At 70.0% G+C, this 26,240-nt stretch carries 18 protein-coding genes and 1 riboswitch; of the genes, 5 read left to right on the forward strand and 13 right to left on the reverse strand.

From position 1 onward, the window contains the following. Positions 1–19 precede the first annotated feature (19 nt). From ABZ208_RS12735 to ABZ208_RS12770, 8 genes are all read right to left on the reverse strand, one after another. A complete protein-coding gene (locus tag ABZ208_RS12735; RefSeq protein ID WP_356909487.1) occupies positions 20–418 on the reverse strand; it encodes a cell division protein SepF in 399 nt (132 codons plus the stop codon). A 72-nt stretch (positions 419–490) separates the two neighbouring features. Next, positions 491–5,887 carry a pullulanase-type alpha-1,6-glucosidase gene (gene pulA / locus ABZ208_RS12740; protein ID WP_356909488.1) on the reverse strand — a complete coding sequence of 1,799 codons (5,397 nt, stop codon included), beginning with the start codon at positions 5,885–5,887 and terminating at the stop codon, positions 491–493. A 96-nt stretch (positions 5,888–5,983) separates the two neighbouring features. Then, complete coding sequence (locus ABZ208_RS12745; protein ID WP_356909489.1) at positions 5,984–7,678, reverse strand: carbohydrate-binding module family 20 domain-containing protein; 1,695 nt, start codon at positions 7,676–7,678, stop codon at positions 5,984–5,986. A gap of 404 nt (positions 7,679–8,082) precedes the next feature. Continuing rightward, positions 8,083–9,150, reverse strand: coding sequence for a LacI family DNA-binding transcriptional regulator (locus ABZ208_RS12750; protein WP_356909490.1), 1,068 nt, complete (start codon positions 9,148–9,150; stop codon positions 8,083–8,085). After that, positions 9,138–10,802: a glycoside hydrolase family 13 protein gene (locus tag ABZ208_RS12755; RefSeq protein ID WP_356909491.1), complete on the reverse strand. Its 1,665-nt coding sequence runs from the start codon at positions 10,800–10,802 to the stop codon at positions 9,138–9,140. Before ABZ208_RS12755 ends, ABZ208_RS12750 begins: the two co-directional genes overlap by 13 nt. Positions 10,803–10,850: 48 nt before the next feature. Beyond that, the gene (locus ABZ208_RS12760; protein WP_356909492.1) at positions 10,851–11,762 is read right to left on the reverse strand and encodes an ABC transporter permease subunit; all 912 of its coding nucleotides are present in this window, start codon (positions 11,760–11,762) and stop codon (positions 10,851–10,853) included. A gap of 22 nt (positions 11,763–11,784) precedes the next feature. Beyond that, positions 11,785–12,786, reverse strand: coding sequence for a sugar ABC transporter permease (locus ABZ208_RS12765; protein WP_356909493.1), 1,002 nt, complete (start codon positions 12,784–12,786; stop codon positions 11,785–11,787). 104 nt (positions 12,787–12,890) lie between these two features. After that, a complete protein-coding gene (locus ABZ208_RS12770; RefSeq protein ID WP_356909494.1) occupies positions 12,891–14,165 on the reverse strand; it encodes an extracellular solute-binding protein in 1,275 nt (424 codons plus the stop codon). 374 nt (positions 14,166–14,539) lie between these two features. Between ABZ208_RS12770 and ABZ208_RS12775 the strand changes: the two genes are divergently transcribed. Together ABZ208_RS12775 and ABZ208_RS12780 are read left to right on the forward strand one after the other, a co-directional pair. Further along, positions 14,540–15,583 (forward strand): LacI family DNA-binding transcriptional regulator, encoded by a 1,044-nt coding sequence (locus ABZ208_RS12775; RefSeq protein WP_356909495.1) that lies wholly within the window; start codon positions 14,540–14,542, stop codon positions 15,581–15,583. 22 nt (positions 15,584–15,605) lie between these two features. Further along, positions 15,606–16,493 (forward strand): carbohydrate kinase family protein, encoded by an 888-nt coding sequence (locus tag ABZ208_RS12780; RefSeq protein WP_356909596.1) that lies wholly within the window; start codon positions 15,606–15,608, stop codon positions 16,491–16,493. On the opposite strand, the gene ABZ208_RS12785 is transcribed toward ABZ208_RS12780, so the two are convergent. Further along, positions 16,490–17,020, reverse strand: a complete 531-nt coding sequence (locus tag ABZ208_RS12785; protein ID WP_356909496.1) for a MarR family transcriptional regulator — start codon at positions 17,018–17,020, stop codon at positions 16,490–16,492. The two genes, ABZ208_RS12780 and ABZ208_RS12785, sit on opposite strands and share 4 nt — an antisense overlap. Before the next feature lie 52 nt (positions 17,021–17,072). Here ABZ208_RS12785 and ABZ208_RS12790 point away from each other — a divergent pair, with 52 nt between their 5' ends. Next, on the forward strand, positions 17,073–17,771 hold the full coding sequence (locus ABZ208_RS12790; protein ID WP_356909497.1) for a TIGR03086 family metal-binding protein: 699 nt from the start codon (positions 17,073–17,075) through the stop codon (positions 17,769–17,771). A 389-nt stretch (positions 17,772–18,160) separates the two neighbouring features. Here the strand turns inward: ABZ208_RS12790 and ABZ208_RS12795 are convergent, their stop codons facing one another. Next, positions 18,161–18,601, reverse strand: a complete 441-nt coding sequence (locus ABZ208_RS12795) for a hypothetical protein (RefSeq protein WP_356909498.1) — start codon at positions 18,599–18,601, stop codon at positions 18,161–18,163. Positions 18,602–18,777: 176 nt separating this feature from the next. On the opposite strand from ABZ208_RS12795, the gene ABZ208_RS12800 reads away from it, so the two are divergent. Then, the gene (locus ABZ208_RS12800) at positions 18,778–19,803 is read left to right on the forward strand and encodes a LacI family DNA-binding transcriptional regulator (RefSeq protein ID WP_356909499.1); all 1,026 of its coding nucleotides are present in this window, start codon (positions 18,778–18,780) and stop codon (positions 19,801–19,803) included. 418 nt (positions 19,804–20,221) lie between these two features. Here ABZ208_RS12800 and metE read toward each other — a convergent pair whose 3' ends face one another. Continuing rightward, positions 20,222–22,585: a 5-methyltetrahydropteroyltriglutamate--homocysteine S-methyltransferase gene (gene metE / locus ABZ208_RS12805; RefSeq protein ID WP_356909597.1), complete on the reverse strand. Its 2,364-nt coding sequence runs from the start codon at positions 22,583–22,585 to the stop codon at positions 20,222–20,224. Between the two features lie 79 nt (positions 22,586–22,664). After that, positions 22,665–22,888: riboswitch (cobalamin riboswitch) on the reverse strand. A gap of 229 nt (positions 22,889–23,117) precedes the next feature. Between metE and ABZ208_RS12810 the strand changes: the two genes are divergently transcribed. Beyond that, positions 23,118–24,557: a DUF1775 domain-containing protein gene (locus tag ABZ208_RS12810; RefSeq protein WP_356909500.1), complete on the forward strand. Its 1,440-nt coding sequence runs from the start codon at positions 23,118–23,120 to the stop codon at positions 24,555–24,557. Between the two features lie 177 nt (positions 24,558–24,734). On the opposite strand, the gene gdhA is transcribed toward ABZ208_RS12810, so the two are convergent. Continuing rightward, positions 24,735–26,090 carry an NADP-specific glutamate dehydrogenase gene (gdhA, locus tag ABZ208_RS12815; RefSeq protein WP_356909501.1) on the reverse strand — a complete coding sequence of 452 codons (1,356 nt, stop codon included), beginning with the start codon at positions 26,088–26,090 and terminating at the stop codon, positions 24,735–24,737. Next, positions 26,087–26,224, reverse strand: coding sequence for a hypothetical protein (locus ABZ208_RS12820; RefSeq protein WP_356909502.1), 138 nt, complete (start codon positions 26,222–26,224; stop codon positions 26,087–26,089). The genes gdhA and ABZ208_RS12820 overlap by 4 nt, the downstream gene beginning before the upstream one ends. Between the last annotated feature and the right edge of the window lie 16 nt (positions 26,225–26,240).

A 26,240-nucleotide genomic window follows, 5' to 3' on the forward strand; every position in this document is an offset into this window, starting at 1 on the left:
TTCCGCCGTGAGGGCCTTCCTACGAATGGGGGACGGCTGCGGCCTCGATGCCCTCGACCTCGGTGCCGTCCGGCGCGAGCAGGAAGACATTGCGGTCCACCCGGTGCATGGCGCTGCCCAGCCCGAAGACGACTCCGCTGCTGAAGTCCAGGATCCGCTTGGCGACTTCGGTGTCGGCGCCGGTCAGATCCAGCAGCACCGGAATGCGCTGGACGAGGTACTCGGCGACCTCGCGCGCATCGGCGAAGACCTGCACCCTCAGCACGACGAACCGGCGCTGCTCGGCGGCGGCGTAGTCCTGCGGGACGGTGCGGTGATCGATCCGCGACGGCCACTCGTTGCGTCCGCGCAGCGGCACGACCTGGGCCAGGCCTTCCCACTGCTCGTCGGTGACGTCATACCTTTCGTACCTACTCATATCCCCATCCTCGCGCCCCTCACCCGTTCGGCCCAACAGCGACACGGGTGAGGGGGCGATGAATAGTGGAGGTCAGCCGCGCTCGAAGACGGCGACCGTGCGTGCCGGGACCGTGAAGGTCCCCGAGCTCCTCTCGTACGACGAGGTCCGGGTGATCTCGTCCGCGCCCGAACGCTGCACGGGGTGGAGCCGGTACGCCTTGTCGGCGACTTCCGCGATCCGCTGCGTCTGCTCCTCGGGGGTGGCGTTGAACACGACCACCAGGTCACCGAGTCGCATGGTGATCACGCCCGGGGTCTCGTCCTTGCCCGAGAGCGGGAAGGAGAGGGCGGACCGGACCTGGTCGGCGGAGGCCAGGCTGAAGGCCTGCTCCGTCGAGCGGATCGTGAGCAGATCCCGGTAGGCGGCGGACGCTGCGCCGATCTGCGTGCAGCCCACCGTGAGCGACGGCGCGGCCAGCAGCGGCTTCGCGAACCCCCACTTGGACTTGTTGTCGGCCTCCGGCGGCAGGCCGCGGCCGAAGCCGTTGCCGTCCTTGCAGTCCCAGTGGATCGCGTTGAACCAGTCGCCGCTGTCGTAGGAATTGCGGTCCAGCGACTTGGAGCGCAGCAGATCCGTGCCCGCCTGGGAGAGCGCGGGTCCCTGGGACAGGGCCGCCGTGCCCATCGCGAGGACCTGCATCCTCGCCCGGTCCGCGGGCGAGGTGTCCGCGGGGAGCTTGAAGGCGAGGGCGTCGTACAGCGATTCGTTGTCGTGCGCGTCCGCGTATGCGAGCGCGTCGCCGGGGACGGCGGCATAGCCGGCCGGCGCACCGTTGTAGTCGACCTCGGAGCCCTTGACGGTGCGGCCGCTGGTGTCGGTGAAGGAGTACGACGCCAGGTTGCCGGACAGGCCCACCTTGATCAGGTCCTGGTAGTGCAGGAGCCGGGCCTTCTGCTCCTCCCGGGTGCCGTTCGCCGCCGAGGAGTTGGGGTCGGTGTACAGACCGGAGGCGAAGCCCTGCACGCCCGGGTCCTCGTCGAACGGGCCGCCGCCACGCACCGCGTCCCGCGCCCGGTCGGAGAAGGTCGCGATGCCCGTGCCGGCCATGTTCTTCTGGGTGGCCTGGACGAAGCGGGCGTCGTCGGCGATCTCGCCGAAGTTCCAGCCCTCGCCGTACAGGATAATCTTCTTGCCGTCCACGCCGTCGCGTTCGAGCGTGAGCTCGTCGAGTGCGTCACGCACCGCGAGCATGTTGGCCTTCGGGTGATGACCCATCAGGTCGAAGCGGAAGCCGTCGACCTTGTAGTCACGGGCCCAGGTGACGATCGAGTCGACGACGAGCTTGCCCATCATCGCGTTCTCAGGGGCGGTGTTGGCGCAGCAGGTGGAGGTCGCGACCGTGCCGTCGGCGAGCAGCCTCTGGTAGTAGCCGGGCACCACCTTGTCCAGTACGGACTTCTCCGCCTGGCCGCCGGCGACGGTGTGGTTGTAGACGACGTCCATGACGGTCCGCAGCCCGTCCTGGTTCAGCGCCTGGACCATCCGGCGGAACTCGACCGTGCGCTCGGTCCCGTCCGGGTCGGTGGCGTAGGACCCCTCCGGAACGGTGTAGTGGTACGGGTCGTAACCCCAGTTGAACGCGTCCTTGGCCGCGGCCTTGGCGACGCACGCCTGCTGCTCGTCGGAGTCGGGGGCATAGACCTTCAGGTCACAGTCGGGCTGCTGCTGGTCGGACTTCTTCTCGGGGATGGTGCCGATGTCGAAGGCCGGCAGCAGATGGACGTACGAGGTGCCCGCGTCGGCCAGGGCGCGCAGGTGCTTCGTGCCCTTGCTGTCCTTGTCGGCGAAAGCCAGGTACGTGCCCTTGTCGGAGGCCGTCGGGTCCGCGATCGAGAAGTCGCGGATGTGCAGCTCCTGGATCTGTGCGTCCCGCAGCGGTACGGCGGCGGGCTTCTTCAGCGTCGACCAGCCCGACGGGGCAAGGGACTTGTCGCGCAGGTCGGCGATGACGCTCTGCTTGGAGTCGGCGGTCAGCGCCACCGAGTAGGGGTCGGTGACCTTGTTGGTGACCAGTTGCTGGACGCTGGGCGCCCATACCTTGACCGCGTAGCGGTAGGTCTTGCCCTTCCAGGACTTGTTGCCGGTGACCGACCAGACGCCGCTCGCGCTGTCGCGGCGCATGGCGACGGCCTTGCCGTCGAGTTCGAGGGTGACCTGCTGGGCCGTCGGCGCCCACAGCCGCAGGGTGGGCACACCCTTGCGGTCGAAGGTCGTGCCGAGGGACGCCTTGGTCGCCTTCGCCGCGTACAGGTCGTCGAGGACTCCGGCGATCTGCACACCGGTGGCGGTGAGCACGGCTCCGGTGGCGGACCGCTGTGCGGCGACGAGCTGGCCCTTGAGGGCTTCGCGGACCCTGTCCCGGTCGCGCGGGTCGACGGTGTAGGCGGGGTACGCCTTCAGGTGCGGGAACTTCGCCTTCTGCGCTGCGGTGAGTTCCGACTTGTTCAGGCGGAGCCAGTGGGCATCGCCCGTCAGGGCTCCGTCCTTGACGGCGATCGATCCGTCGCGGGAGTAGAGGAGCTGGACGGAGGCGGCGGCGTCGCTGCCCTTCCAGGCGACGGTGTCGGCGTCGATCCACACGGCGTGGGACTTGGTGAGGTCCAGGGCGGCGCCGCCGCCCTTGGGCTGCGGCAGCAGGTACTTCTCCTGGCCGGCGAGCAGCCACACCTCGTGGCCGTTGGCCTTGAGGTCGAGCGACTGGTCGGCGGGAAGGTCCTTCTCGTCGCCCTTGTGCAGGATGTAGCTGAGCGAGGTGGCTCCGGCGGCGAGCGGTACCTCGTAGACCGCGCCGTACGCGTCGGTGCGGACGGGCTCGAGGGGCTTGGACCAGTCGGTCGGGTTCGCGGCGCCGGTCCAGGTGTGGAGGCCCCAGCCGCTGTAGTCGCCGTCGGCGCGCTTGTGGTGCAGGATCGCCTTGCCGGTGTCCTGGGGCGGGTAGGCCCCCTCGGGCGCGGTGTTCCGCACCTCCGGCTTGCCCTGCTCGATCCAGATCTCGCCGGTCTTGGTGAGATCGATCGCCCGGTCGGCGTCGACGTCCTTCACCCCGTCCTTGTTGACGGCGATGAAGCCGACGGAGGAGGCGCCGGGCTTGAGCTTGACGTACGCGAAGGCGCCGTAGGCGTCACGGCCGGTGAACGGCTTGCCCGCGGGCCAGGTGGTGCCTTCGCCGTCGGCGATGTCGCCCCAGGTGTACAGGCCCCAGTCGGCGTAGTCACCGTCGGCGCGCTTGTAGTGGACGACGGCGTAGTCGCGCTGGACGGCGGTCGGCGGCTGCTCCACGGCGGGCGCACCGCTGGTGGTGGCGGCCGTGGCGCTCGCCGTGCGGCCGGCGCTGTCGATGACAACGGCCTTGTACCGCAGGGCGGTTCCGGCGGGGACCCGGTCGGAGACGCGTTGGGTGACCTTGTAGGGGGCGTGGTCGGCCGAGCCGAGCACCTGCCACTTGGCGTTGCCGACCTGGGCGGCGAAGACGACGCGGTTCAGCTGTCCGCCGTCGGCGTCCGCGCTGATCTCCACGGTGCCGGTGGCGCCGGCGGCCGGGGCCTTGAGCGTGAGGGCGGGCTTGGCGGCGGGGGCGGCGAGCGCGCCGGCCGCCTTGAGGACGAGCGAGGACAGCGCCGGGACGGTGACCGTGATCTTCTTGTCGGATCCGCTGGTGACGGTGGCGGAACCGCCGTAGAGCGTGCGGAAGTTCATGGCCGCGGAGCCGGTCGGGACCTCGACGGTCTTCGGCTCGGTCGCGTTGTTCACTGCGACGACGTACTCGGTCTTCGACTTCGCGTCGGTGCGGGAGTAGGCGTACACGCCCTGGCCGTCGGCCGCGTAGCGCTCGGTCTGGATGCCGTCACGCAGCGCCGGGTGGGTCTTGGTGAGCTTGGAGAGCTCGGCGATCTGCCGGTACAGCGGGTGCTTGGCGTCGTATGCGTCCGAGGCGTGCGTGCGCTCGGTGCCGAGCTGGTCGTCGTCGAGGTAGTCGGCGGTCCTGGAGGCGAACAGGGTCTGGCGGGCGTCCTTGTCGCCGCCCGCGCCGGTGAAGCCCTGCTCGTCGCCGTAGTAGACGACCGGGTTTCCGCGGGTCAGGAACATGAGCTCGTTGGCGAGCCGGTAGCGCTTGATCAGCTCCGCGTCGTCGGCCTTCGCGTTGTCCTGCCGGAGGAAGGTGCCGAAGCGGCCCATGTCGTGGTTGCCGAGGAAAGGCACCGACTCGTAGGCGTTGGCCTTGTCGGTCGTGTAGCGGTAGTCCTGCGCGAACAGGTTCGAGAGCTTGGCCGCCGAGCCGCCCTGCGAGGCGTAGTTCCGCGCGGCGTCCTGGAAGGGGAAGTCCAGTGTGGCGTCGAGGCGGCCCTCGGTCACATACGGCGCGGTGATGGCCGGGTCGGCCGAGTAGACCTCGCCGAACATGAAGAAGTCGTCGCGGCCGCGGTCGGCGGCGTAGTCGTCGAGTGCGGTGGCCCACTGGGTCCAGAACTCGGTGTTGACATGCTTGACGGTGTCGATGCGGAAGCCGTCGATGTCGAAGTCGCGCACCCAGCGCCGGTAAATCTTCTCCATGCCCTCGACGACCTCGGGACGCTCGGTCCACAGGTCGTCGAGACCGACGAAGTCACCGTGCGCGGAGGACTCGCCGGCGAAGGTCGAGTCGCCCCGGTTGTGGTACATCGTGGGGTCGTTGAGCCAGGAAGGGACCTTGAGGTTCTTCTTCTCGGCGGGGACGACGGGCGTACGCGGGAAGGAGTCGCGGTCCGTCTCCGGGAAGGGCCGGCTGCCGTCGGCGTAGTCGCTGTCGTCGAAAGGCACGCCGTCCTTGGTGAGATAGGGGAAGGCGCCCTTGGACAGATAGCCGTACGACTTCTCCTTGTAGTCGACGACATCGGCGGTGTGGTTGGTGATGACGTCGAAGAAGACCTTCATGCCCTTGGCGTGGGCCTTGTCGATGAGCTTCTCGAGGTCGGCGTTGGTGCCGAAGTGGGGGTCGACCTGGGTGAAGTCGGTGATCCAGTAGCCGTGGTAGGCGGCCGAGGCATCCTTGCCCTCGCCCTGCACGGGCTGGTTCTTGAAGATCGGCGCCATCCAGATGGCGGTGGTGCCGAGCCCCTTGATGTAGTCGAGCTTCTCGGTGAGTCCCTTGAGGTCGCCGCCCTGGTAGAAGCCCTTGTCGGTGGGGTCGTAACCGGTGGCGAGACGGGTGCCGGTCAGCCCGCCGCGGTCGTTCTTCGGGTCGCCATTGGCGAAACGGTCGGGCAGGACGAAGTAGAACTGCTCGCGGGTCAGATCGTGACGCGCGGGCCGGTCGGCGAGCGACCGGTCCGACGGCGGCGCGGGCGGCTTGGGCTCGGCCGCCGCCGGAAGGGCGGAGATGAGCGCCGCGACCGTGGCCGCCGCGAGGGCGGCCGCTGCCGAGCGCAGATGTGGGCGGGGGCGTATCAAGGCGGAGTTCTCCTCGAGGAGGGTGACGGAGAGGGGATGCCGCCCCGCGCCCCTGGTACCGGGGGCGGGGGCGGCGGATGCTGCGGAGGGCAGGGGTCAGTTGCGCCAGGTGTCGTTCAGCGTGACCTTGCCCGAGGCGGGGACGGTGGCGGTGCGGTTGGCGCCGCTCTCCCAGATGGCGTTGCCCGAGGCGTCCTTGCGGAGGTACTTGTACTCGAACGAGGTGCCCGCGGGCAGGCTCACCTCGAGCTTCCACACCGGGTAGGCCACCGGGTCCAGCTTGAGCGCGCTGCCGGTGTTCCAGTTGCCGAGCGCGGACTGGTTGCCGGTGACGTAGATGTTCTGGCCGACGGCGGTGGTGGCGTTGACGTTGAAGGACGCGCCGGAGGCGGGTGCGGGGGTGCCGCCGCCGCTGCAGCTCGTGGCGCCGACGTGCAGGGCGAGTGCGGTGTGGGCGCCGAGGGTGGCCGTGAACTGGCCGGAGCCGTTCACCGTCACCGGGTTGCCGCTCTGCACGTCGCAGTACGTGCCGGTCGGCAGCGAGGTCTGGAACGTACGGCTGACCGGCGAGCTCTCGTGGTTGATGGCGACGTACGCCTTGGTACCGCGGCCGAAGGCGATCTGGTCCCCGCCGTTGTCCCACCAGTTCGTGACGGCCTGACCGCGCGCCACGTTCCGGAAGGCGACCATCGACGAGATCTCGCGCCAGGCGTGCTGGCATTTCCAGCCGTCGCTGTAACAGGCGTTCACGCTGCCGCCGTTCGGCGGTCCCGCGTCCTTGTCGGACCACTCGTAGCCGGAGTGGACGTCGGGCGAACCGTACGGCCAGGCCAGCATGAAGACGTTCGCCAGCGTGTAGGTGGCGCCGTCCTTGTAGTTGAGGGTGTCGCCGCCGCGCTCGGTGTCGTGGTTGTCGACGAAGACCGCCGACTTGCCGGAGGCCATGTAGCCCCAGCCCTCGCCGAAGTTCTTCAGGTAGGCGAGGTTCTCACCGTTGAAGACGCGCTTGAGGTCGCGGGCGTAGCGGAACTCCTGGACGTCGCCGTTGCCGAGGTACTCGCTCGGGGAGACGGCCTCGCCGTCGCCGTGGATCGCTTCCTGCTTCCAGTACACGCCCGTGTTGGTGAGCTTCGCCTTGATGGCGGCGAGGTCGGCGGCGGGCATGTGCTTCGCGGCGTCGATGCGGAAGCCGTCGACGCCGAGGGTGAGCAGGTCGTTCATATAGCCGGCGATCTTGGTGCGGACGTACTCCTCGCCGGTGTCGAGGTCGGCGAGCCCCACCAGCTCGCAGTTCTGGACGTTGGCCCGGTCCTGGTAGTTGGTGATCTGGGCGGTGCAGTCGTCCAGGTCCGGCGACGAGTACAGACCGGGGTAGCCGTACTTGGTGTACGAGGAGCCGCCGGTGCCCGTCCCGGAGCCTGCGGCCATGTGGTTGATGACGGTGTCGACGACCACCTTGACGCCTGCCGCGTGGCAGGTGCCGACCATGTTCTGGAACGCGGTGCGGTCGCCGAGTCTGCCCGCGATCCGGTAGCTGACGGGCTGGTACGAGGTCCACCACTGCGAGCCCTGGATGTGCTCCTGGGGCGGCGAGACCTGGACGAAGCCGTAGCCGGCGGGGCCGAGCTGGTCGGTGCAGGCCTTGGCGACGGAGGCGAACTTCCACTCGAACATCACGGCGGTGACGTCCTTGTCGCCGGGCGGCGTGGCCTGGGCCGGGGCGGGCGCCGTGACGGCCACAGCGGCTCCCGCCACGGTGGCGAGTGCAGCGGCCACGGTTCTGCGGGCCATGATTCCTCCTGCTCTGGGGAGGTGCGGATGCGAGGGGGGAAGCCTCGTACGACAACGCGCCATGTCCGCAAGGCCTTTGACGATTCTTGCTGCAAGAAGTCTGAAACTGATTGCGGTCGTGACCGTACGGTTCTGTCGCGCGCAGGTCAACCCTTTGGGCAGACTCCGGTGACAAGCGGGGAACATGGCCGTTTCGTGACCGCAAACTCTTTCGCAAGTCATTGCAGGGGTGTTACGTTCAGCTCGACTCCGGTCCGGCCGACCGGGGGACCCGGCAACGCCGGGCCCTACGCGCCCGGCCGGCCGGACCGGTCACAGGTCGCTGGAACGCGGCCCAGCCGGGAGCCCGGGGCCAGTTCACACCCCGCCGCCCTCAACAGGGCAGGCCCCGGGCATCCTTCCGGTCAGCCGCGCCGACCGTGCGGCTGGCTCGTGGAACCGCGGACGACCAGCTCGGGCTGGAACACGAACTCCGTGCGGTGCACCGGGTTTCCCTCGATCTCCTCGATCAGCGCGTTCACCGCGGCCGTCGCCATCGCCTTGACCGGCTGGCGCACGGTGGTGAGCGGCGGATCGGTGAAGGCGATGAGCGGCGAGTCGTCGAACCCGACCACGGACACGTCCCCCGGTACTTCGAGTCCACGCGAGCGCACGGCTCGTATCGCACCCAGCGCCATCATGTCGCTGGCACACACGATCGCGGTGCAGCCCTGGTCCATGAGCAGGCCGGCCGCCGCCTGCCCGCCCTCGACGGAGAACAGCGTGCGCTGGATGAGGGTTTCGGCCTCGTCCAGCGACATGCCCAGCACCGCGTGCAGGGCGTCCACGAACCCCTCGGCCTTGCGCCGGGACGGCACATACCGGGTCGGCCCGATGGCGAGCCCGATGCGCTGGTGTCCCAGCTCGGCGAGATGGGTGACGGCCATGCGCGCGGCCGACCTGTCGTCGGGCGACACGAAGGGCGCGTCGATCGCTTCGTTGAAGCCGTTGATCAGGACGAACGGGACGCCCCGGGAGGACAGCGCGACGTACCGCGACGCGTCGGCCGAGGTGTCGGCGTGCAGCCCTGAGAGGAACACGATGCCGGTGACACCGCGCTCCTCGAGCTGCTCGACCAGTTCGTCCTCGGTGGCCCCGCCCGGCATCTGGGTGCACAGGACCGGCGTATAGCCGTGGCCGGCCAGCACCTGCTCGATGACCTGCGCGAACGCCGGAAAGATCGGGTTGGTGAGCTCGGGAATGACCAGACCCACCAGCCCTGCGCTGCGGCGCTTCAGGCGCACCGGCCGCTCGTAGCCGAGCACGTCGAGCGCGGCCAGCACCCGCTGCCTGGTCGGGGACGCCACGCCGGCTTTGCCGTTGAGTACCCGGCTGACGGTCGCCTCACTGACAGCGGCCTGGGCCGCGATGTCCGAAAGCCGCGGGGTGCCGTTGTCGACACCCCGCGGCAGCGGAACGGTCACACCGCCCACCACACCGTGGTGTCCGCGGGCAGCTCCGTCCGGTCGCCGTCCACGACGACCCCGGAGCTGGCCAGCAGCGGCCGCCCGTAGACGGGCAGGGTGGCCGGCTTGCCGGTGGTGTTGACGGTGCACACGAAGCCCTCGCGGCGGAAGGCGAGCACACCCTCGGGGGCCTCCAGCCAGGTCACGGCGTCGCCCTCGCCGAGCCCCGGCTGCTCGCGGCGCACGGCGAGTGCGCTGCGGTACAGCTCCAGGGTCGAGTCCGGGTCGCCGGTCTGGGCCTCGACGCTGAGCCCGCCCCAGGTGTCCGGCTGCGGCAGCCAGCTGCCACCGCTGCCGAACCCGTACGAGGAGCCCTCGACGGTCCACGGGATCGGCACCCGGCAGCCGTCGCGGAAGCCGTCCTGACCGGCCGCGCGGAAGAACGACGGGTCCTGGCGCACCTCGTCGGGCAGGTCCGTGACGTCCGGCAGGCCGAGCTCCTCGCCCTGGTAGAGATACGCGGAGCCGGGCAGCGCCAGCATCAGCAGGGTCGCCGCACGGGCCCGGCGCAGACCGAGTTCACGGTCGCCGGCGTCGCGGATCTGGGTGCCCAGACCGGGCGGGTTGGCGAACCGGGTCGCGTGCCGGGTGACGTCGTGGTTGGACAGCACCCAGGTGGCGGGAGCGCCGACCGGGCGCATCGCTGCGAGCGAGAGGTCGATGACCGAGCGCAGCTCGGCGGCGTCCCAGGCGGTGCCCAGGTACTGGAAGTTGAAGGCCTGGTGCAGCTCGTCGGGACGTACGTAGTTCGCGGTGCGCTCCACGGTCGGCGTCCACGCCTCGGCGACGGCGATCCGGTCCCCCGGGTACTCGTCGAGGATCTTGCGCCAGGCGCGGTAGATCTCGTGCACGCCGTCCTGGTCGAAGAACGGCATGACGTTGTTCCCGAGCAGCTTCAGCTGGTCGCCGCCTCCGATGTCGGGCAGTCCTTCGGCCTTCACCAGGCCATGGGCGACATCGACACGGAAGCCGTCGACGCCCATGTCCAGCCAGAAGCGCAGGATCGAGCGGAACTCGTCGGCGACGGCCGGGTGGTCCCAGTTGAAGTCGGGCTGCTCCGGCGCGAACAGGTGCAGGTACCAGTCGCCGGGGGTGCCGTCCGGGTTCTGGGTACGGGTCCAGGCGGGACCGCCGAAGATGGACTCCCAGTCGTTGGGCGGGAGCTCGCCGTTCGCGCCCTTGCCGGGGCGGAAGTGGTAGCGGTCGCGCAGCGCGGAGCCGGGGCCCTCGGTGAGTGCGCGCTTGAACCACTCGTGCTGGTCGGAGGAGTGGTTCGGGACCAGGTCGACGATGATGCGCAGGCCCAGTTCATGGGCGTCGCGGATCAGCGCGTCGGCGTCGAGAAGGGTGCCGAACATGGGGTCGATGGCCCGGTAGTCGGCGACGTCGTAACCCGCGTCGGCCTGCGGGGAGGCATAGAAGGGGCTGAGCCAGACGGCGTCGACGCCAAGGCCCTTCAGGTAGGGCAGCCGGCTGCGCACACCGTCGAGATCGCCCATGCCGTCGCCGTTCCCGTCGGCGAAGCTGCGCGGATAGACCTGGTAGATCACCGCGTCGCGCCACCAGCCCGGACGGGTGCTGTCGAGTGTGTGCGTGGGGGCAGCGAGGTGCTGGGTCATGTCTTCCCTGAGTAAGAGATGGCGGACGGGAACGGTGGGGGGTGCGCGTCAGGACTTCGCCGCGCCGGCGGTGAGGCCGGTGACCAGGTGACGCTGGACGAGATAGAAGACCAGCGAGGCGGGCAGGGCGATGAGCACCGCGGTCGCGGCCATCAGGTCCCACTGGGTGTCGTACTGGCTGACGAAGGTGGTGAGGCCGATGGACAGGGTGTACTTGCCCTCGCTGAGCATGAACACCGATGCGTAGGCGACCTCGCCCCAGGCGGTGAGGAAGGTGTAGAACGCCGCCACCGCCAGACCCGGGCGGGCGAGCGGCAGGATCAGCCGGTAGAAGGTGCCGAACGGGGTGAGCCCGTCGACCCGGCCCGCCTCGTCGATCTCGTGCGGGATGGTGTCGAAGTAGCCCTTGAGCAGCCAGGCCGAGTAGGGGACGGCCGTGGTGCAGTACACGAGGATGAGCGCGCCGTAGGTGTCCAGCAGCCCGAGGTCGGCCACGATCTTGTAGAGCGGGACCATCAGGATGGCGACCGGGAACATCTGGGTGACCAGGAAGGTCCACATCAGCTGGCGGTGGCCGGGGAAGCGCATCCGGGAGACGGCGTAGCCGGCGCTGGCGGCGATGAACACGCCCAGCAGGCAGGTGCCGAGGGCCACGATCAGCGAGTTCACGAACCACTGAAGGAACTCGGTGTCGCCCAGGACGGCAGAGTAGTTCTCGAGGCTGACCTTGCCGGCGATCTGGTCGGGGTGGAGGAAGTCCGTCTTGTCCGGGCCGAGCGAGATCCAGGCGATCCAGCCCACCGGGAAGAAGGCGATGAAGCTCGCCACGAGCAGGGTGGCGTGGATCGCGAGCGAGGCGCCGAAGCTGCGCCGTCCGCGCGGGCGGGAGCGGCCGCGCCCGGCGGGACGTGAGGTCTTCGTCGCAGGTGCCGCCGCGGGACGTTCGGTCGTGATGCTCATGTCGGAGGCGTCCTTTCGTGTGTCAGGCGGCGGTCTGCTCGTTGCGGGCGAGCCAGCGCCGGTAGAAGGAGGCGAAGACGATGAGCATCGACAGGATGATCACGCCGTAGGCGGCCGATCCGGCGTAGTCGCGCGGATCCTGGCCGAAGCCGAGCCGGTACGCCCAGGTGACGAGGATCTGTGCCTCGGGTGCACCGGTCGCGCCGAACAGCAGGAAGATGACCACGAACTGGTTGAACGTCCAGATGACGCCGAGCAGGATCACGGTGGAGCTGACCGAGCGCAGGCCCGGCAGCGTGACATGGCGGAAACGCTGCCACGGGGTCGTGCCGTCCATCTCGGCGGCCTCGTACAGATCGGTGTTGATCGACTGCAGTCCGCCGAGCAGCGAGACCATCATGAAGGGCACACCGACCCAGACGTTGACCATGATCGCGGAGGTGCGCTGCCAGAAGACGTCGCTGAGCCAGCCGGGCTGGGGCAGGTGGAGCCAGCCGAGTGCGGTGTTCAGGATTCCGCCCTCGTCGGCGAGTATCAGCCGCCAGGAGAAGACGGTGACGAAGGTGGGCACGGCCCACGGCAGGATCAGCACGAGGCGGTAGAACGTGCGGCCGCGCAACTTGCGGTTGAGCAGCATCGCGAGCCCGAGCCCGATGCCGTAGTGGAACGCGACACAGACGATCGTCCACACGATCGTCCAGGTGAAGTGGGGCCAGAACTGGCCGTCGGAGCCCGAGAGGATCTCCGTGTAGTTGTCCGCACCGACGAACGAGAACGAGTCCGGGATCTTGTTGACGCCGATCGTCCGGCCCACGTTGAGGCTGTCGGCGTCGGTCATCGACAGATAGACGCCGCGGATGAGCGGATACAGCACCAGGACGGCAAGGACGATGACGACCGGCGCCACCATGGCCCAGGCGTACCAGTGCTTCTCGTAGGAGAGCTTCATACGGGCGAAGAGCCCGGGGCGCGGGGCGTCACCACGCCCGCCCTTGGGGGCAGCACCCTCTACGGCGACGGTCATCTTCGGCACCTTCTCGGCAGATCTCGTCGGTGGTCGGTGGTCAGTGGGGATACGGCTGCACGGCCGGCCCGCCCCGGGTCAGGCGGGGCGGGCCGGCCGTGAGGTCAGGAGTAGTCCTTCAGCAGCTTCTTGTAGGCCGCCGCGGCGTCGTCAAGACCCTTCTGCACGCCGACCTTGCCCTGGAGGACCTTGGTCACGTTGGTCTCGAAGTCGGTGTACAGCGAGCTGTAGCTCGGGTCCGAGCCACGCGCCTTGCCACCCTCGGCGAGGACCGTCTGCATGTCGGCGAAGCCGGGCAGCGCCTTGACCTCGGCGGTGTACGCGGAGGTGCGGGTCGGCAGCGTGCTGTTCTTCAGCGCGATCTTCGCCTGGGTCTCACCGGAGGTCATGAAGCCGACGAACTTCTGCGCGGCCTTCTGGTGCGCGGCGTCGGAGCCGGCGTAGACGGACAGGTTGTGGCCGCCGATCGGGGCGCCCTTGCCGGCGGAACCGCCCGGGACGGTGGCGAGGCCCAGGTTCGCGGCGTCCTTGAACGCAGCGCCCTTGTAGATGTTGGTGAGCTCCCAGGGACCCTGGACGATCATCGCGACCTTGCCGGTCGTGAAGGCGTCCTGCATGTGGGCGTAGGAGTCGGCGGAGACGTCGAGCTTGGCGACACCCGGGGCCTTCAGCAGGCTCTTGCTGGTCTCGATGGCCTTGACGGCCTCGGGCGAGTTGACCGTGATCTTCTTGCCCTCGGAGTCGATCAGGTCGGTGCCCTCGCCGTACAGGAACGGCATCTGGTAGTAGCCGGCCTTGTTCATCCAGAAGCCGTCCGCGTCGGTCTTGGCGGCGACGGCCTTGGAGACCTTCTTCAGCTCGTCCCAGGTGGTGGGGGCCTTGTCGAAGCCGGCCTTCTTCAGGAGCTCCTTGTTCCACATCAGCGCGAGCGAGTCGGTGACGATCGGCGCACCGTAGGTCTTGCCCTCGTACTGGGCCTGCTTGAGCAGGGCCGGGGTGATGTCCTCGGAGTTCTTCAGCGCGTCGGTGCCGTCCAGCGGCGCCAGGAACTGCGACTTCGCCCAGTTGGCCGTCCAGCCGACGTCGGCGCGGATCACGTCGGGCGCGCCCTTGCTGCCGGCCGCGGTCTGGAACTTGTTCTGGGCCTGGTCGAACGGGACGTTGACGTACGTGACCTTGATGTCCTTGTTCGCCTTCTCGAACTCGGAGATCAGGGCCTTGTAGTTGGGCGCCTCATTCGTGGCATTGGAGGTGTCCCACCAGGTGATGGTGACGGGGCCGCTTGTGCCCTTGGAACCGCTGTCGCTGTCGCCGCCGCAAGCCGTGACCGCAAGCGCGAGGGTCGCGGTCAGCGCGGTGGCCGCTATGCCACGTCGCATGTGAACTCCTTCAACGAGGGGACCGCTCCATCGCGGCGCCGAGTCGTCGAGGAACGTAACAGGGCTGAAAACTATCCGAAAGACCTTGCGGCAATTTTCTGCAAGGGCAACTGATCGTTACATCCACGTGTCCGGAGAGTTGCCGATGAATCGCTTGACACCTGCGCCTTCCCCAGACTGCGACGCCCTCCGCACCCCCCGCAAGCCTTCCGCAAGAGTTTGCAAGCCTGTTACGTTCGTGTCCTGGCCGTCCGAAAGGGGTCGATTCATGCCGCGCACACCATCCACGCTGCTGAGGCCGCCGATGCCGCGGCGAGGGGCAGATTTCCGCACCCGGTGGGCAAGCTGACATGCGACAGGTACAGTCCACTCCCATGACCGCGCGGCTCTCCGACATCGCAGCCCAGGCGGGGGTCAGTGAAGCCACGGTGAGCCGCGTACTCAACGGCAAGCCCGGTGTGGCCGCGGGCACCCGCGAATCCGTGCTTGCCGCGCTCGACGTCCTCGGTTACGAGCGGCCCGTGCGCCTGCGCCGCCGCAGCGCCGGTCTGATCGGTCTGATAACGCCGGAGCTGGACAACCCGATCTTCCCCGCCTTCGCCCAGGTGATCGGTCAGGCACTGACTCGCCAGGGCTACACCCCGGTGCTCGCCACCCAGACCCCCGGCGGATCGACCGAGGACGAGCTCACCGAGATGCTGGTGGACCGCGGTGTCTCCGGGATCCTCTTCGTCTCCGGTCTGCACGCCGACACCACCGCGGACATGCAGCGCTACGACCTGCTGCGTGGCCAGGGCGTCCCCTTTGTTCTTGTCAACGGATTCTCCGAGCACGTCCAGGCTCCTTTCGTCTCGCCCGACGACCGGGCGGCGATGCAGCTGGCCGTCACGCATCTGGTCTCGCTCGGCCACACCCGGATCGGTCTGGCACTCGGCCCCCGGCGGTTCGTGCCGGTGCTCCGCAAGATCGAGGGCTTCCAGCTCGGCATGAAGGAGAAGCTCGGACTCGCCCCGGAGGAGTCCGCGGCGCTGATCCAGCACTCGCTGTACTCCCTGGAGGGCGGTCAGGCCGCCGCGACCGCGCTGATCGCCCGGGGTTGCACGGCGATCGTGTGCGCCAGCGACATGATGGCGCTGGGCGCGATCCGGGCCGCCCGGCAGCAGGGGCTGAACGTCCCCAAGGACATCTCGGTGGTCGGCTTCGACGACTCGCCCCTCATAGCGTTCACCGATCCCCCGCTGACCACCATCCGCCAGCCGGTCCAGGCGATGGGACAGGCGGCGGTGCGTGCGCTGCTGGAGGAGATCGGCGGTACACCGGCCCCGCACAGCGAGTTCGTCTTCATGCCGGAGCTCGTGGTGCGCGGATCGACCGCCTCCGGCGCCAAGCGCGCCGCCGTCGCGGAGCGAGGCGTCTGACGTGAGTGAACCGGCCTACGACATGCTGGTGGTCGGCGGCGCCGGAGTGGACACGATCGTCCGGGTCGAGGCGCTTCACCTGCCCCCGGGCGACTCGGTGTTCGTACCGCCGGTGCACGACTACGTGGGCCACACCGGGAACGGTGTGGCGCTGGGCTGCCATGCGCTGGGCCTGGCCACCAAGTTCATCGACTTCCTCGGCGACGATCCGCAGGGCCGGGCGGTGCTGGCCGCGTACGCCGCCGGCGGCCTCGACTTCAGCCATGTCGTCTCGCCGCACGGCACTCCGCGCGGAGTCAATCTCGTCGACCGCAAAGGCCGCCGTTTCTCGTTCTACGACGGCCGCCACCCGGCCGATCTACGGCTGCCGCGCGACTTCTACCTGCCGTACCTGGAACGCGCCCGCCACGTCCATCTCTCGATCGTCGGCCACAACCGGGACATGTACGAGGACATCCACCGGCTCGGGGTGACCAGCTCCACCGATCTGCACGACTGGGACGGCCGCAATCCGCACCACCGCACGTACGCCTTGGCGTCCGACTACGTCTTCCTGAGCGCCGCCGCGATCCACGACCGGCTCGACGAGGTCCTGCACGCGATCCTCGACGAGGGCCGGGCACGGCTGGTGGTGGCCACCGACGGAGCCGACGGCTGCCATGTGCTGGTGCGCGGCGAGCGGCAGGTGCGCCACTTCCCCGCGGTGCGCCCCGAGCGCCCCGTGGTCGACACCAACGGGGCGGGGGACGCCTTCGTCACCGCCTTCCTGCACATGCTGTTCCAGGGGCGTGAGGTCGAGGAGTGCGTGCTGGCCGGTTCCGTCTCCGGGGCTTTCGCCTGCGGCTCGGCGGGCACGCACACCGAGTTCATCGACCGGCCGGGCCTGCGCGCCGCCTGCGAGCGGGTCTAGGCCCTTCGGTCGGCGTCGGGTCCGGACGAGGATCGCGGTGAGTCCCCTCCAGGCTTCCGCGACATCGGTTCCGGCAGCGCGGACAGGGCCTGCAGCCCCTTCAGGAATCCGGCCCGGTCGGCGGCCGACAGCTGGGTGAGCAATTGCTCCTCACCTTGCTGGATCGCAGCCTGTACCGCATCCCTCAGCCGTTGGCCCGCGGCGGTGAGCGACAGCAGGCGTACCCGTCGGTCCTTGGGGTCCGGCTGACGGCGGATCAACTCCCTCGCCTCCAGGTCGTCCAGGACGGCGATGATGCGGGTCTTGTCCGCGCGGATGGCCTCGGCCAGCGCGGCTTGAGTGCGGAGCGGTGACTCGTCGAGGTGCAGCAGTACCGAGTAGGCCCACATCGTCAGACCGTGCGCGTCGAGGATCGGCCGCTCGGCCGCCATGAGCGCACGGCCCAGGGGCACGATCATCGCCGCCAGATCGGGACGGGTCGGCCGCCCCCCGGATGTGGTGCCGTTGTCGGCTGCATTCTCGGCCATGGTCAAGAAAATACCCGTTGACAATTCATACGCTCACGCAGATCGTAAGCACATGCTTATCAATCAGTCGGACGCGCCCTCACCGCACGCGGACTTCGCACGCCTCCGGCGCCTCGATGCCCAGGCGGTCCGGGACAGCGTGAACCTGATACGCCGGACGACCCCCGGCGATCTCCTCAGGCCAACCCCCTGCTCGGCGTGGACACTGGCCGAACTGCTCGCCCATATGACGGCCCAGCACCACGGATTCGCGGCGGCAGCGCTCGGGCACGGGCAGGACCTGTCGCACTGGTCGGCCCGGCCGCTCGGCGAGGATCCCGTCACGCAATACAGTGACGCAGCCGAGAGCGTCATCGCCGCGTTCGCGACCTTGGAGAGCCCCGACCGCGAGTTCACCCTCCCGGAAATCACCCGCGCCCGGACCTTCCCCGCCGCCCTCGCGCTCGGCTTCCACCTCATCGACTACGTGGTGCACAGCTGGGACGTCGCCCGCGCCCTGGGCATCACGTACGCTCCCTCCCCCGAACTCCTGCAGGCCGCACTGCCGATAGCCCGTGCCGTCCCGGACGGCGACTCCCGGCTCGCCCCGGGCAGCGCCTTCGGTCCGGGGCTGGCCGCGGACGACGACGCGGGCACACTGGAGAAGATCCTTGCGGCTCTCGGCCGCTCGCCGGAATGGCGCACCCCCCTCTTGCGCGACAACCGCACCGGCCCGGAGTGCGGCGCGGCTGCCCGCGGCACCACGTGCTGAGGTCCTTGCGGACGCACCGCTTCTGCTCGCTCTAGCGAGACAGCTCATGGCAGCGTCCCACCACGCCCGGCGGCAGCAGCCTTCACACTGCTGCCGCACTTCAGGGCGTAGGCCCGGGTGATCGTCTGGACGGTGCGGTTGCCCGCGGCGTCCCAGGCCTCGGCCCCTGAGGGCGACACAGCCGTTGGTGTCAGCCGGCTCGGGGTGCCACAGCAGAGCCTGGAAGGCGTTGCCGTCCTTCCGCAGCACCGAGGTGGAGCGCCAGGTGGCGCCCGCCTCGCACTGTCCCGGTTCGACTCCCGGGCCCGGCCTGGGAGATGGGCAAGATCAGCACCACCGACCCGCACACGACGACGCCGATACGTGTACACCCCTTGAGGAATCCAGCACTAGGTCCTGTCCGGGCGGTAGATGGTGTGCATACGGGCCGGGTCGCCGAGCACGTCGACCACGAACAACCCCAGGTCGGAGCGCTCGCCCTCCAGGAAGGGCAGCATGGGGTCCTCGGCCGCGTCGGCGGCGGAGCCGGGTGCCGCGTACCCGAGGGTCGTGCCGCCGACGGTCAGCACGCAGCGGTTGCCCTCCCGCATGTAGTGGACCTCCAGTTCGCCGTCGGCGACGAAGTCCTGCTTCCCCAGGCGCAGCCGCAGGATTCCCCGCTCCCGGTAGAGCACCACCAGCACCCCGGCCGGCTCGCCGTAGACACCGGCCCCGTCCGCCGTGTCGCCCCGCTGCCGCGGGTCGAGTTCGCCGGTCTTCGGGTCGAACAGGGCCCACTCCGCCGGGCGGTCGAACGACCTGACGGTGATCACTGCCTTGGTTACCCCCATGCCCGCAACCCTACTTCCCAGTACGCAAGGGCAGTTGACGACGCGCGGCGTCCCTGCGGCCACTCCTCGACAAGCCGGAGCGCGCCACCCAATAATGGGAGCGCTCCCGACTCCCCCGAGCGCGTCTTTGCGGAGAGAATCGACAGAACGGCACCATCCCTCAACGGAGGTCACGCATGGCAGCACGGGGGCGCCCGAGCCAGCCCACGCTCGAGCAGGTGGCCGCACTGGCCGGGGTCGGGCGGGGCACCGTGTCACGGGTGATCAACAAGTCGCCGGGGGTGCGGGACTCCACGCGCCACGCCGTCGAGCAGGCCATCGTCGAGCTGGGCTATGTACCCAACCATGCCGCTCGCGCGCTTGCCGGCAGCCGTACCGACGCGGTGGCGCTGGTGGTCCCCGAGACCGAGAAGCGCTTCTTCACCGAGCCGTACTTCTCCGAGATCATCCATGGTGTCGGCATCGGGCTCGCCGACACCGAACTGCAGCTCCTGCTGACCTTGGTGCGGTCGGAGCGGGAACGCACCCGGTTCCTGCAGTACGCCAGGGCCAGGCGCATCGACGGCGTACTGCTGGTCTCGGTGCACCGCAGCGACCCGCTGCCCGACCTGCTCTCCGAGATGGACATGCCGACCGTCCTCAACGGCCGCCGCGGCGGCGACGAGACGGTCTCGTACGTCGACTCCGACAACGCGGGCGGCGCGCGGCTCGCGGTGCGGCACCTGTCCGCGATCGGGCGCCGCAAGATCGTCACGATCACCGGCCCCGGCGACATGTACGTGGCCCAGTGCCGGCTGCGCGGCTACGAGGAGGCGGTGCGCACCTCCTGCCCGGACTTCGACCCCTCGTGGGTCGCCGCCGGCGACTTCACCGAGGAGAGCGGCCGCCACGCCATGACGGAACTCCTGCGCCGCCACGGTGACCTGGACGCGGTCTTCGCTGCCTCCGACGTGATGGCGGCGGGCGCGCTGCACGCACTGCGCGCGGCCGGACGCCGGGTGCCGGACGATGTGGCGGTCATCGGGTTCGACGACTCACCGCTCGCCCAGCACACCGACCCCCAGCTCACGACGGTCCGTCAGCCGGTCGAGGAGATGGGCCGGACGATGGCCGGTGTCCTGATCGAGCAGATGGCCGACCCGGGAGCGGCGTGGCGCAATGTGGTGCTGCGGACGGAACTGATCCGCCGGGGCACGGCGTGAACCGTGGGGCGACAGGGGGAAGTTGACACCACGTCTGATTCGGTAGGACCGGGAGCGCTCCCAATGTCGCGGGGCGCGGGGCCGGGGGTTGCTTCTGCCCCGGGGCGGTCCCTGGTCCGTGGCCCCCGGGACGGGGGACCACGGGGCCCACGGGCCAGGACCCGGAACGCCGCACGCGGCCCGCGCGCGGCTCCCGTACGCCGCAGCCCAGGGGAACGCCGGCGAGTGCTCCGGCGACCGTCGGCCATCGGCCGTTGACCAGGCGGTCACGCCTGCCGCCTGGTCCCCGCCGGCCGGCGCCCGCGCGCCACGCACTCGCCGACTCCAGTTGCTCGCACCGCCGTTCACGGCCCCCGGGTCGCAATGCCCTGGGCCGGTGCCGCGCACACCCGGCTCCGGCCGGCGAACGGCTAACGGGTCATGCCCCTGTCGCGTCCACCTCCGTGCGCACCCGGCGAGCCGCCGCGACCAGGTTCTCCAGCGACTGCCTGGTCTCCGGCCATCCGCGGGTCTTCAGGCCGCAGTCCGGGTTCACCCACAACCGCTCTGCCGGGATCGCCAGGAGGCCCTTGTGCAGGAGGTCGGCTGCCTCGTCCACACCGGGGACGCGCGGGGAGTGGATGTCGTACACGCCGGGGCCGACCTCGCGGGGGTACCCCGCCGTGGCCAGTTCGTCGGCGACCTGCATATGGGAGCGGGCTGCCTCCAGGCTGATGACGTCGGCATCGAGGTCGTCGATGGCCCGGAGGATGTCGCCGAACTCGGCATAGCACATGTGGGTGTGGATCTGGGTCCCAGGACGCACGCCACTGGTGGTCAGGCGGAACGCCTCCGTCGCCCACGCCAGGTACGCGGCGCGGCCGGAGCTGCGCAGCGGCAGGGTCTCGCGCAGGGCGGGCTCGTCCACCTGGATCACCGATGTGCCGGCCTCCTCGAGGTCGTTCACCTCGTCCCTCAGGGCCAGCGCGACCTGGCGGGCGGTCTCACCGAGCGGCTGGTCGTCGCGGACGAAGGACCAGGCGAGCATGGTGACCGGGCCGGTGAGCATGCCCTTGACCGGGCGGTCGGTGAGCGACTGGGCGTAGCGCGTCCAGCGCAGGGTCATCGGCTCGGGGCGGGAGATGTCACCGGCGAGGATCGGCGGGCGGACGTAGCGGGTGCCGTACGACTGGACCCAGCCGTGCCGGGTGGCGAGGTAGCCGGTGAGCTGCTCGGCGAAGTACTGGACCATGTCGTTGCGTTCGGGCTCGCCGTGCACCAGGACGTCGATGCCGGCCTTCTCCTGGAAGGCGATCACCTCGCGGATCTCCGCCTCGATGCGCCCCTCGTACGCATCCTGCCCGATCCGGCCGGCCCGCAACTCCGCCCGTGCGGCGCGCAGCTCGCCGGTCTGCGGGAAGGAGCCGATGGTGGTCGTCGGCAACAGCGGCAGACCGAGGTGGGTGCGCTGCGCCACGGCCCGCTCCGGGTACGGCTGCGGGCGGCGGGCGTCCGCGCCGGTGACCGCGGCCGTTCGGGCCCGTACGGCGGGGTCGTGGGTGAGTGCCGAGGCGGCGCGTGAAGCCAGGGCGGCACGGTTGGCGGCAAGTTCCGCGGCAATGGCGTCCGTGCCCCGGGCGAGCCCGCGGGCGAGGATGACGGTCTCGGTGGTCTTCTGCCGGGCGAAGGCGAGCCAGCGGGCGATGTGCGGGTCGATGTCCCGTTCGGTGGTGACATCGAGCGGCACGTGCAGCAGGGAGCAGGAGGCGGAGACGTCGACCCGGTCGGCGAGAGCGAGCAGGGTGCCGAGTGTGGCCAGTGACTTCTCGAAGTCGTTGATCCAGATGTTGCGTCCGTCGACGACACCCGCGACCAGCCGCTTGCCGGGCAGCCCGCCGACCGCCGCGAGGTCGTCGAGGTTGCCTGCGGCGGGCCCCGTGAAGTCCATGGCCAGCCCGTCGACGGGTGCCTTCGCGAGGACGGGAAGGGCCTCGCCCAGCCGGTCGAAGTACGAGGCGACGAGCAGCTTCGGCCGCTCCATGAGCGCGCCCAGCTCGCGGTAGGCGCGTGCGGCCGCGTTCAGCTCGGCCGGGGTGCGGTCCTGCACGAGAGCGGGCTCGTCGAGCTGCACCCACTCCGCGCCCGATGCGCGCAGTTCGGAGAGCACCTGTGCGTAGACGGGCAGCAGCCGGTCCAGCAGCGTGAGAGGTTCGAAGTCGGGAGCGACGCCCGGCGCGGGCTTGGCCAGCAGCAGATACGTCACGGGCCCGAGCAGCACGGGCCGGGCGGTCAGGCCCAGGGCGCGCGCCTCGGTGAACTCACCGACCTGTTTGCCGGAGTCGGCGCGGAAGACGGTGTACGGCCCGAGTTCGGGAACGAGGTAGTGGTAGTTGGTGTCGAACCACTTGGTCATCTCGAGCGGCAGCACGTCCTGGGCACCGCGGGCCATGGCGAAGTACCCGTCCAGCGCGTCCTTTTGGACGGCAGCGCGATGGCGGACCGGGATCGCACCGACCATCACACTGGTGTCCAGGACATGGTCGTAGTACGAGAAGTCACCGGTCGGGACCTCGTGGAGGCCGGCGTCGGCGAGTTGCTGCCAGTTGGCGCTGCGCAGCCGGGCGGCGGTGCGGTGCAGGTCCTGCGCCGAGACCCGGCCCTTCCAGTAGCCTTCGACGGCCTTCTTCAGCTCCCGGTTCGGGCCCTGCCGGGGGTGGCCGTACACGGTGGGTGTCACCGAACTGGTCACGGAACTGGTCACGGAACTCTCCTTCGCGAGTCGTGGGACGACCCCGGGCCGCATAGGGCGCGCGAAGGAACGGGGCAGCCGTGCCACCCGTACCGCCGACCCGCCCACGAGGTCACCGAGATCTCCGTGCGCGTCGTCGCACACGGGCAGTGGCAGGTCTTCGGACTCATGGGCGCGCCTCATGTCGGGCGAGGCACCTACTGGCCGTCGCTTCCCGGACCCGTACGACGGATCCAGTGCGTATGACGGCGATCGTTCCCACATACCGCTGCGGGGCAGTCCCGGATTCTCACCGGGTTCCCTCTTGCGACGCTCCTGCCTGGAGGGCAGGGGCGAACCAGCTGCGCGGCCAGCCTACGCCAGGGGGTGCACCACGGGGGCCGAGCGCCCTGTCTCCTGCTCCGCACCCGCTCCACAGCGGCCGCGGCAACGACCCGGTCCCTCAGCGGCGGGGGTGGACCCGCAACGGGGCCGACGCGAAGCGGCGTGACCCCGCTCGGGGACGCCTTGAGTCCCCGGGCCTGCGAATACGTATTGCCGGGATGTGGCGGTGCGGGGCGGCGAGGACGTGGATGATGGGCGCGGCATGACCGCGACCACCCGCTCCTGCGCACCCTCCGTGAGCCGCTGCCCCGCCGACGGCGGACAGGCCGAGCGGTGGCTGCGGGCTGGGCTCTTCGCGGTGATCAGTACGGTGCTGGCCGCGGCGGGCCATCATCTGGGATCGAAGGACCCGGTGCTGTGGCCGCGGCTGCTGGGGGCGGGGGTCATGGTGTTCCTCGCCGCCCTGCCGGGTGCGGGGCGTGCCCGTAGGCCGGCCCCGGTGCTGGCGGCGACGCTCGCCGCGCAACTGGTGCTGCACCGCGGTCTGTCCATGAGTTCCGGGGCGAGTGCAGTACCGGCGCACCGGGCCCATGGGGCTGCGGGCCAGGAGTACGCGACCCACCACAGCGTCTCGCTGATGCTCGTGGCGCATGTCGTGGCGGCCGCGTCCGTCGCCGTGCTGATGCAGCGCGCCGACCGGCGGCTGTCCGAGCTGCCGCATGCCGCGGGGCGATGGGTCGAGGCCGCCGCCGTCGCACTGGCCGCCGCGGCGGGGCGGCTGTCGCTGCGGCCTGCCGACCGGACGGGTCGGCAGGCCGTGCCGATGCCCGCCGCCCGTCGCCCTGTCCCGCTGCGGGCGCGGCTTGTTCATGTCGTGGTGCGCAGGGGGCCACCGGGGGCGGGGTGTTCCGTCGCCGTCCCCCTCGTCACGCGCCGATCAGCGCCGCACCCGAAAGAGCCCGCACACATGAACACATCACGCATCTCCCGGTCCGTCAGCCGCCTCGGGCTGGTCAGCGCCGCCGCGCTGGTCACCGTCGTCGCCGGGGCGACGACCGCGGCCGCGCACGCCGGGGTGACCGCCTCCGACGCCCGTGCGCTCGCCGAGAACGTCACCCTGACCTTCACCTCCGAGGCCGAGTCGGACACCGCCGGCATCAAGGAGCTGCGGATCGTCCTGCCCGAGGGCATCGCACCGGACGCGGTCACGCTCAAGGACGCCCCGAAGGGATGGAAGCTGACACCCACCGCGGAGGGTTACACGGTGGGCGGCACCACGCTCCAGACTGGTACGGACGCCGAGTACAGCGTCGTCGTACGACAGTTGCCGGATGCGACGTCCCTGGCGTTCAAGACCGTCGAGACATACGGCGACGGGAAGGTCGCGCGGTGGATCGAGGTGCCGGGCGACGGTGAGCAAGTGGAGAATCCGGCACCGCTGCTCAAGCTGGAGCCTGCCGCACGCGGCGCGAAGCCGATCACGCCGAGCCCGAGCACAAGCCCGGCCACGGACGGCAAGCCGTCCTCGGACGGGAGCGCGCCCGCGAAGTCTCCTGCGTCATCGGCGTCGCAGCCGGCGAAGGCCGGCAAGGAGAGCGACAGCGGCACCACGGGTGTCATCGTCGGTGTGATCGCTGCCGTGGCCGTCCTGGGCGCGGGCGGAGCGCTGTGGTTCAAGCGCCGTAACAGCGCCTCGGCATAGGGTCCGGCACGCGCGGGCCGCGAGCGTGCTGCCGCTCACGGTCCGCCGTGTGATCGCGGCCGCTGGGTGATCTCCCGTGCCGCGCGGATGCCCGCGCGGCACGGGGGCCCGCCCTGTCCGACGAAGCCCTGATCGCCCCCTGATCGCATTGGCCGAACAGCCCGCCGGATCAGCCGGTCAGATCAGCCCCTGCGCGAGCATCGCGTCGGCGACCCGCTCGAACCCCGCGATATTGGCCCCGGTCACATAGTCCCCGGGCACCCCGTAACGCTCCGCCGTCTCGTGGCAGATGCGGTGGATGTCGCCCATGATCCCGGTCAGTTCGGCCTCGACGCGCTCGGGGGTCCAGGAGTCCCTGGCGGCGTTCTGGCGCATCTCCAGAGCGCTGACGGCGACGCCGCCGGCGTTGGCGGCCTTGCCCGGGCCGAACGCCACCCCCGCGTCCTGCAGCGTGCGCACCGCTTCCGGGGTCGTCGGCATGTTCGCGCCCTCGGCGACGGCCTTGACCCCGTTGCGCACAAGGGCGAGCGCGTCCCGCTCGTGGAGTTCGTTCTGGGTCGCCGACGGGAACGCGAGGTCCGCGGCCACGTCCCATACACGGCCGCCGTGCACGTACTGGGCGGAGGCGCCGCGGCGTTGCGCGTACTCGCTGATGCGTGCGCGCTCGACTTCCTTGACCTGCTTGAGCAGTTCGAGGTCGATGCCCTTCTCGTCCACGACATAGCCCTCGGAGTCGGAGCACGTCAGCGGGTGGGCGCCGCGGCGGCCGAGCATCTCGATGGTGTAGATGGCGACATTGCCGGAGCCGGAGACCACGGCCGTCTGGCCCTGGAGGTCCTCGCCGCGGCCTCGGAGCATCTCGGCGGCGAACAGCACGCTGCCGTAGCCGGTGGCCTGGGTGCGGATCGCCGAGCCGCCCCATGCCTGGCCCTTGCCGGTGAGGACACCCGCCTCCCAGCGGTTGGTGATGCGACGGTACTGGCCGAAGAGATAGCCGATCTCGCGACCGCCGACGCCGATGTCACCGGCCGGGACATCGGTGTGCTCGCCGATGTGCCGGTGCAGCTCGGTCATGAACGACTGGCAGAAGCGCATGACTTCGGCGTCCGACCGGCCGCGGGGATCGAAGTCGCTGCCGCCCTTGCCGCCCCCGATACCCAGCCCGGTGAGGGCGTTCTTGAAGATCTGCTCGAAGCCGAGGAACTTCACGACCCCCAGATTCACCGATGGGTGGAAGCGCAGGCCGCCCTTGTACGGGCCGAGCGCGCTGTTGAACTCGACCCTGAATCCCCGGTTGACGTGCACGTCACCGCGATCGTCCTGCCAGGGCACCCGGAAGATGATCTGCCGCTCGGGTTCGCAGATCCGCTCGATGAGCCCTGGCTGCGCGTACTCGGGACGCGCCGCGAACACCGGTGCCAGGCTCTCAAGCACTTCCCGTGCTGCCTGATGGAATTCCGGCTCCGCGGGGTTGCGCCGCTCGAGATCCGCGCGCAGCGAAGCCAGTCGGTCGGTCGAGGATGACAGTGTCACAGATTGTCCCTTCCTGCCCTGACGGCGGGTGACGGCCGGGCCGCACGGACGGCGGTCCCGGTGTCGGTGCCGGCGATCAGTACGGCCGGGCCGCCGGTGCCGTTCAGTCCGAAGGCCGTGTCCGATCGCCGCATCGCGGCCATCTTGTCC

The organism is Streptomyces sp. NPDC006208 (assembly GCF_040613775.1).
In the GTDB taxonomy this organism is placed as follows: domain Bacteria; phylum Actinomycetota; class Actinomycetes; order Streptomycetales; family Streptomycetaceae; genus Streptomyces.

What these genes read in the sequence shown, in the direction of transcription:
- ABZ208_RS12735 (WP_356909487.1), bottom strand. Translation starts at nt 418, where the DNA reads ATGAGTAGGTACGAAAGGTATGACGTCACCGACGAGCAGTGGGAAGGC.
- ABZ208_RS12745 (WP_356909489.1), bottom strand. Translation starts at nt 7,678, where the DNA reads ATGGCCCGCAGAACCGTGGCCGCTGCACTCGCCACCGTGGCGGGAGCC.
- ABZ208_RS12755 (WP_356909491.1), bottom strand. Translation starts at nt 10,802, where the DNA reads ATGACCCAGCACCTCGCTGCCCCCACGCACACACTCGACAGCACCCGT.
- ABZ208_RS12760 (WP_356909492.1), bottom strand. Translation starts at nt 11,762, where the DNA reads ATGAGCATCACGACCGAACGTCCCGCGGCGGCACCTGCGACGAAGACC.
- ABZ208_RS12765 (WP_356909493.1), bottom strand. Translation starts at nt 12,786, where the DNA reads ATGACCGTCGCCGTAGAGGGTGCTGCCCCCAAGGGCGGGCGTGGTGAC.
- ABZ208_RS12770 (WP_356909494.1), bottom strand. Translation starts at nt 14,165, where the DNA reads ATGCGACGTGGCATAGCGGCCACCGCGCTGACCGCGACCCTCGCGCTT.
- ABZ208_RS12775 (WP_356909495.1), top strand. Translation starts at nt 14,540, where the DNA reads ATGACCGCGCGGCTCTCCGACATCGCAGCCCAGGCGGGGGTCAGTGAA.
- ABZ208_RS12780 (WP_356909596.1), top strand. Translation starts at nt 15,606, where the DNA reads ATGCTGGTGGTCGGCGGCGCCGGAGTGGACACGATCGTCCGGGTCGAG.
- ABZ208_RS12785 (WP_356909496.1), bottom strand. Translation starts at nt 17,020, where the DNA reads ATGGCCGAGAATGCAGCCGACAACGGCACCACATCCGGGGGGCGGCCG.
- ABZ208_RS12790 (WP_356909497.1), top strand. Translation starts at nt 17,073, where the DNA reads ATGCTTATCAATCAGTCGGACGCGCCCTCACCGCACGCGGACTTCGCA.
- ABZ208_RS12795 (WP_356909498.1), bottom strand. Translation starts at nt 18,601, where the DNA reads ATGGGGGTAACCAAGGCAGTGATCACCGTCAGGTCGTTCGACCGCCCG.
- ABZ208_RS12800 (WP_356909499.1), top strand. Translation starts at nt 18,778, where the DNA reads ATGGCAGCACGGGGGCGCCCGAGCCAGCCCACGCTCGAGCAGGTGGCC.
- metE (WP_356909597.1), bottom strand. Translation starts at nt 22,585, where the DNA reads ATGCGGCCCGGGGTCGTCCCACGACTCGCGAAGGAGAGTTCCGTGACC.
- ABZ208_RS12810 (WP_356909500.1), top strand. Translation starts at nt 23,118, where the DNA reads ATGACCGCGACCACCCGCTCCTGCGCACCCTCCGTGAGCCGCTGCCCC.
- ABZ208_RS12820 (WP_356909502.1), bottom strand. Translation starts at nt 26,224, where the DNA reads ATGCGGCGATCGGACACGGCCTTCGGACTGAACGGCACCGGCGGCCCG.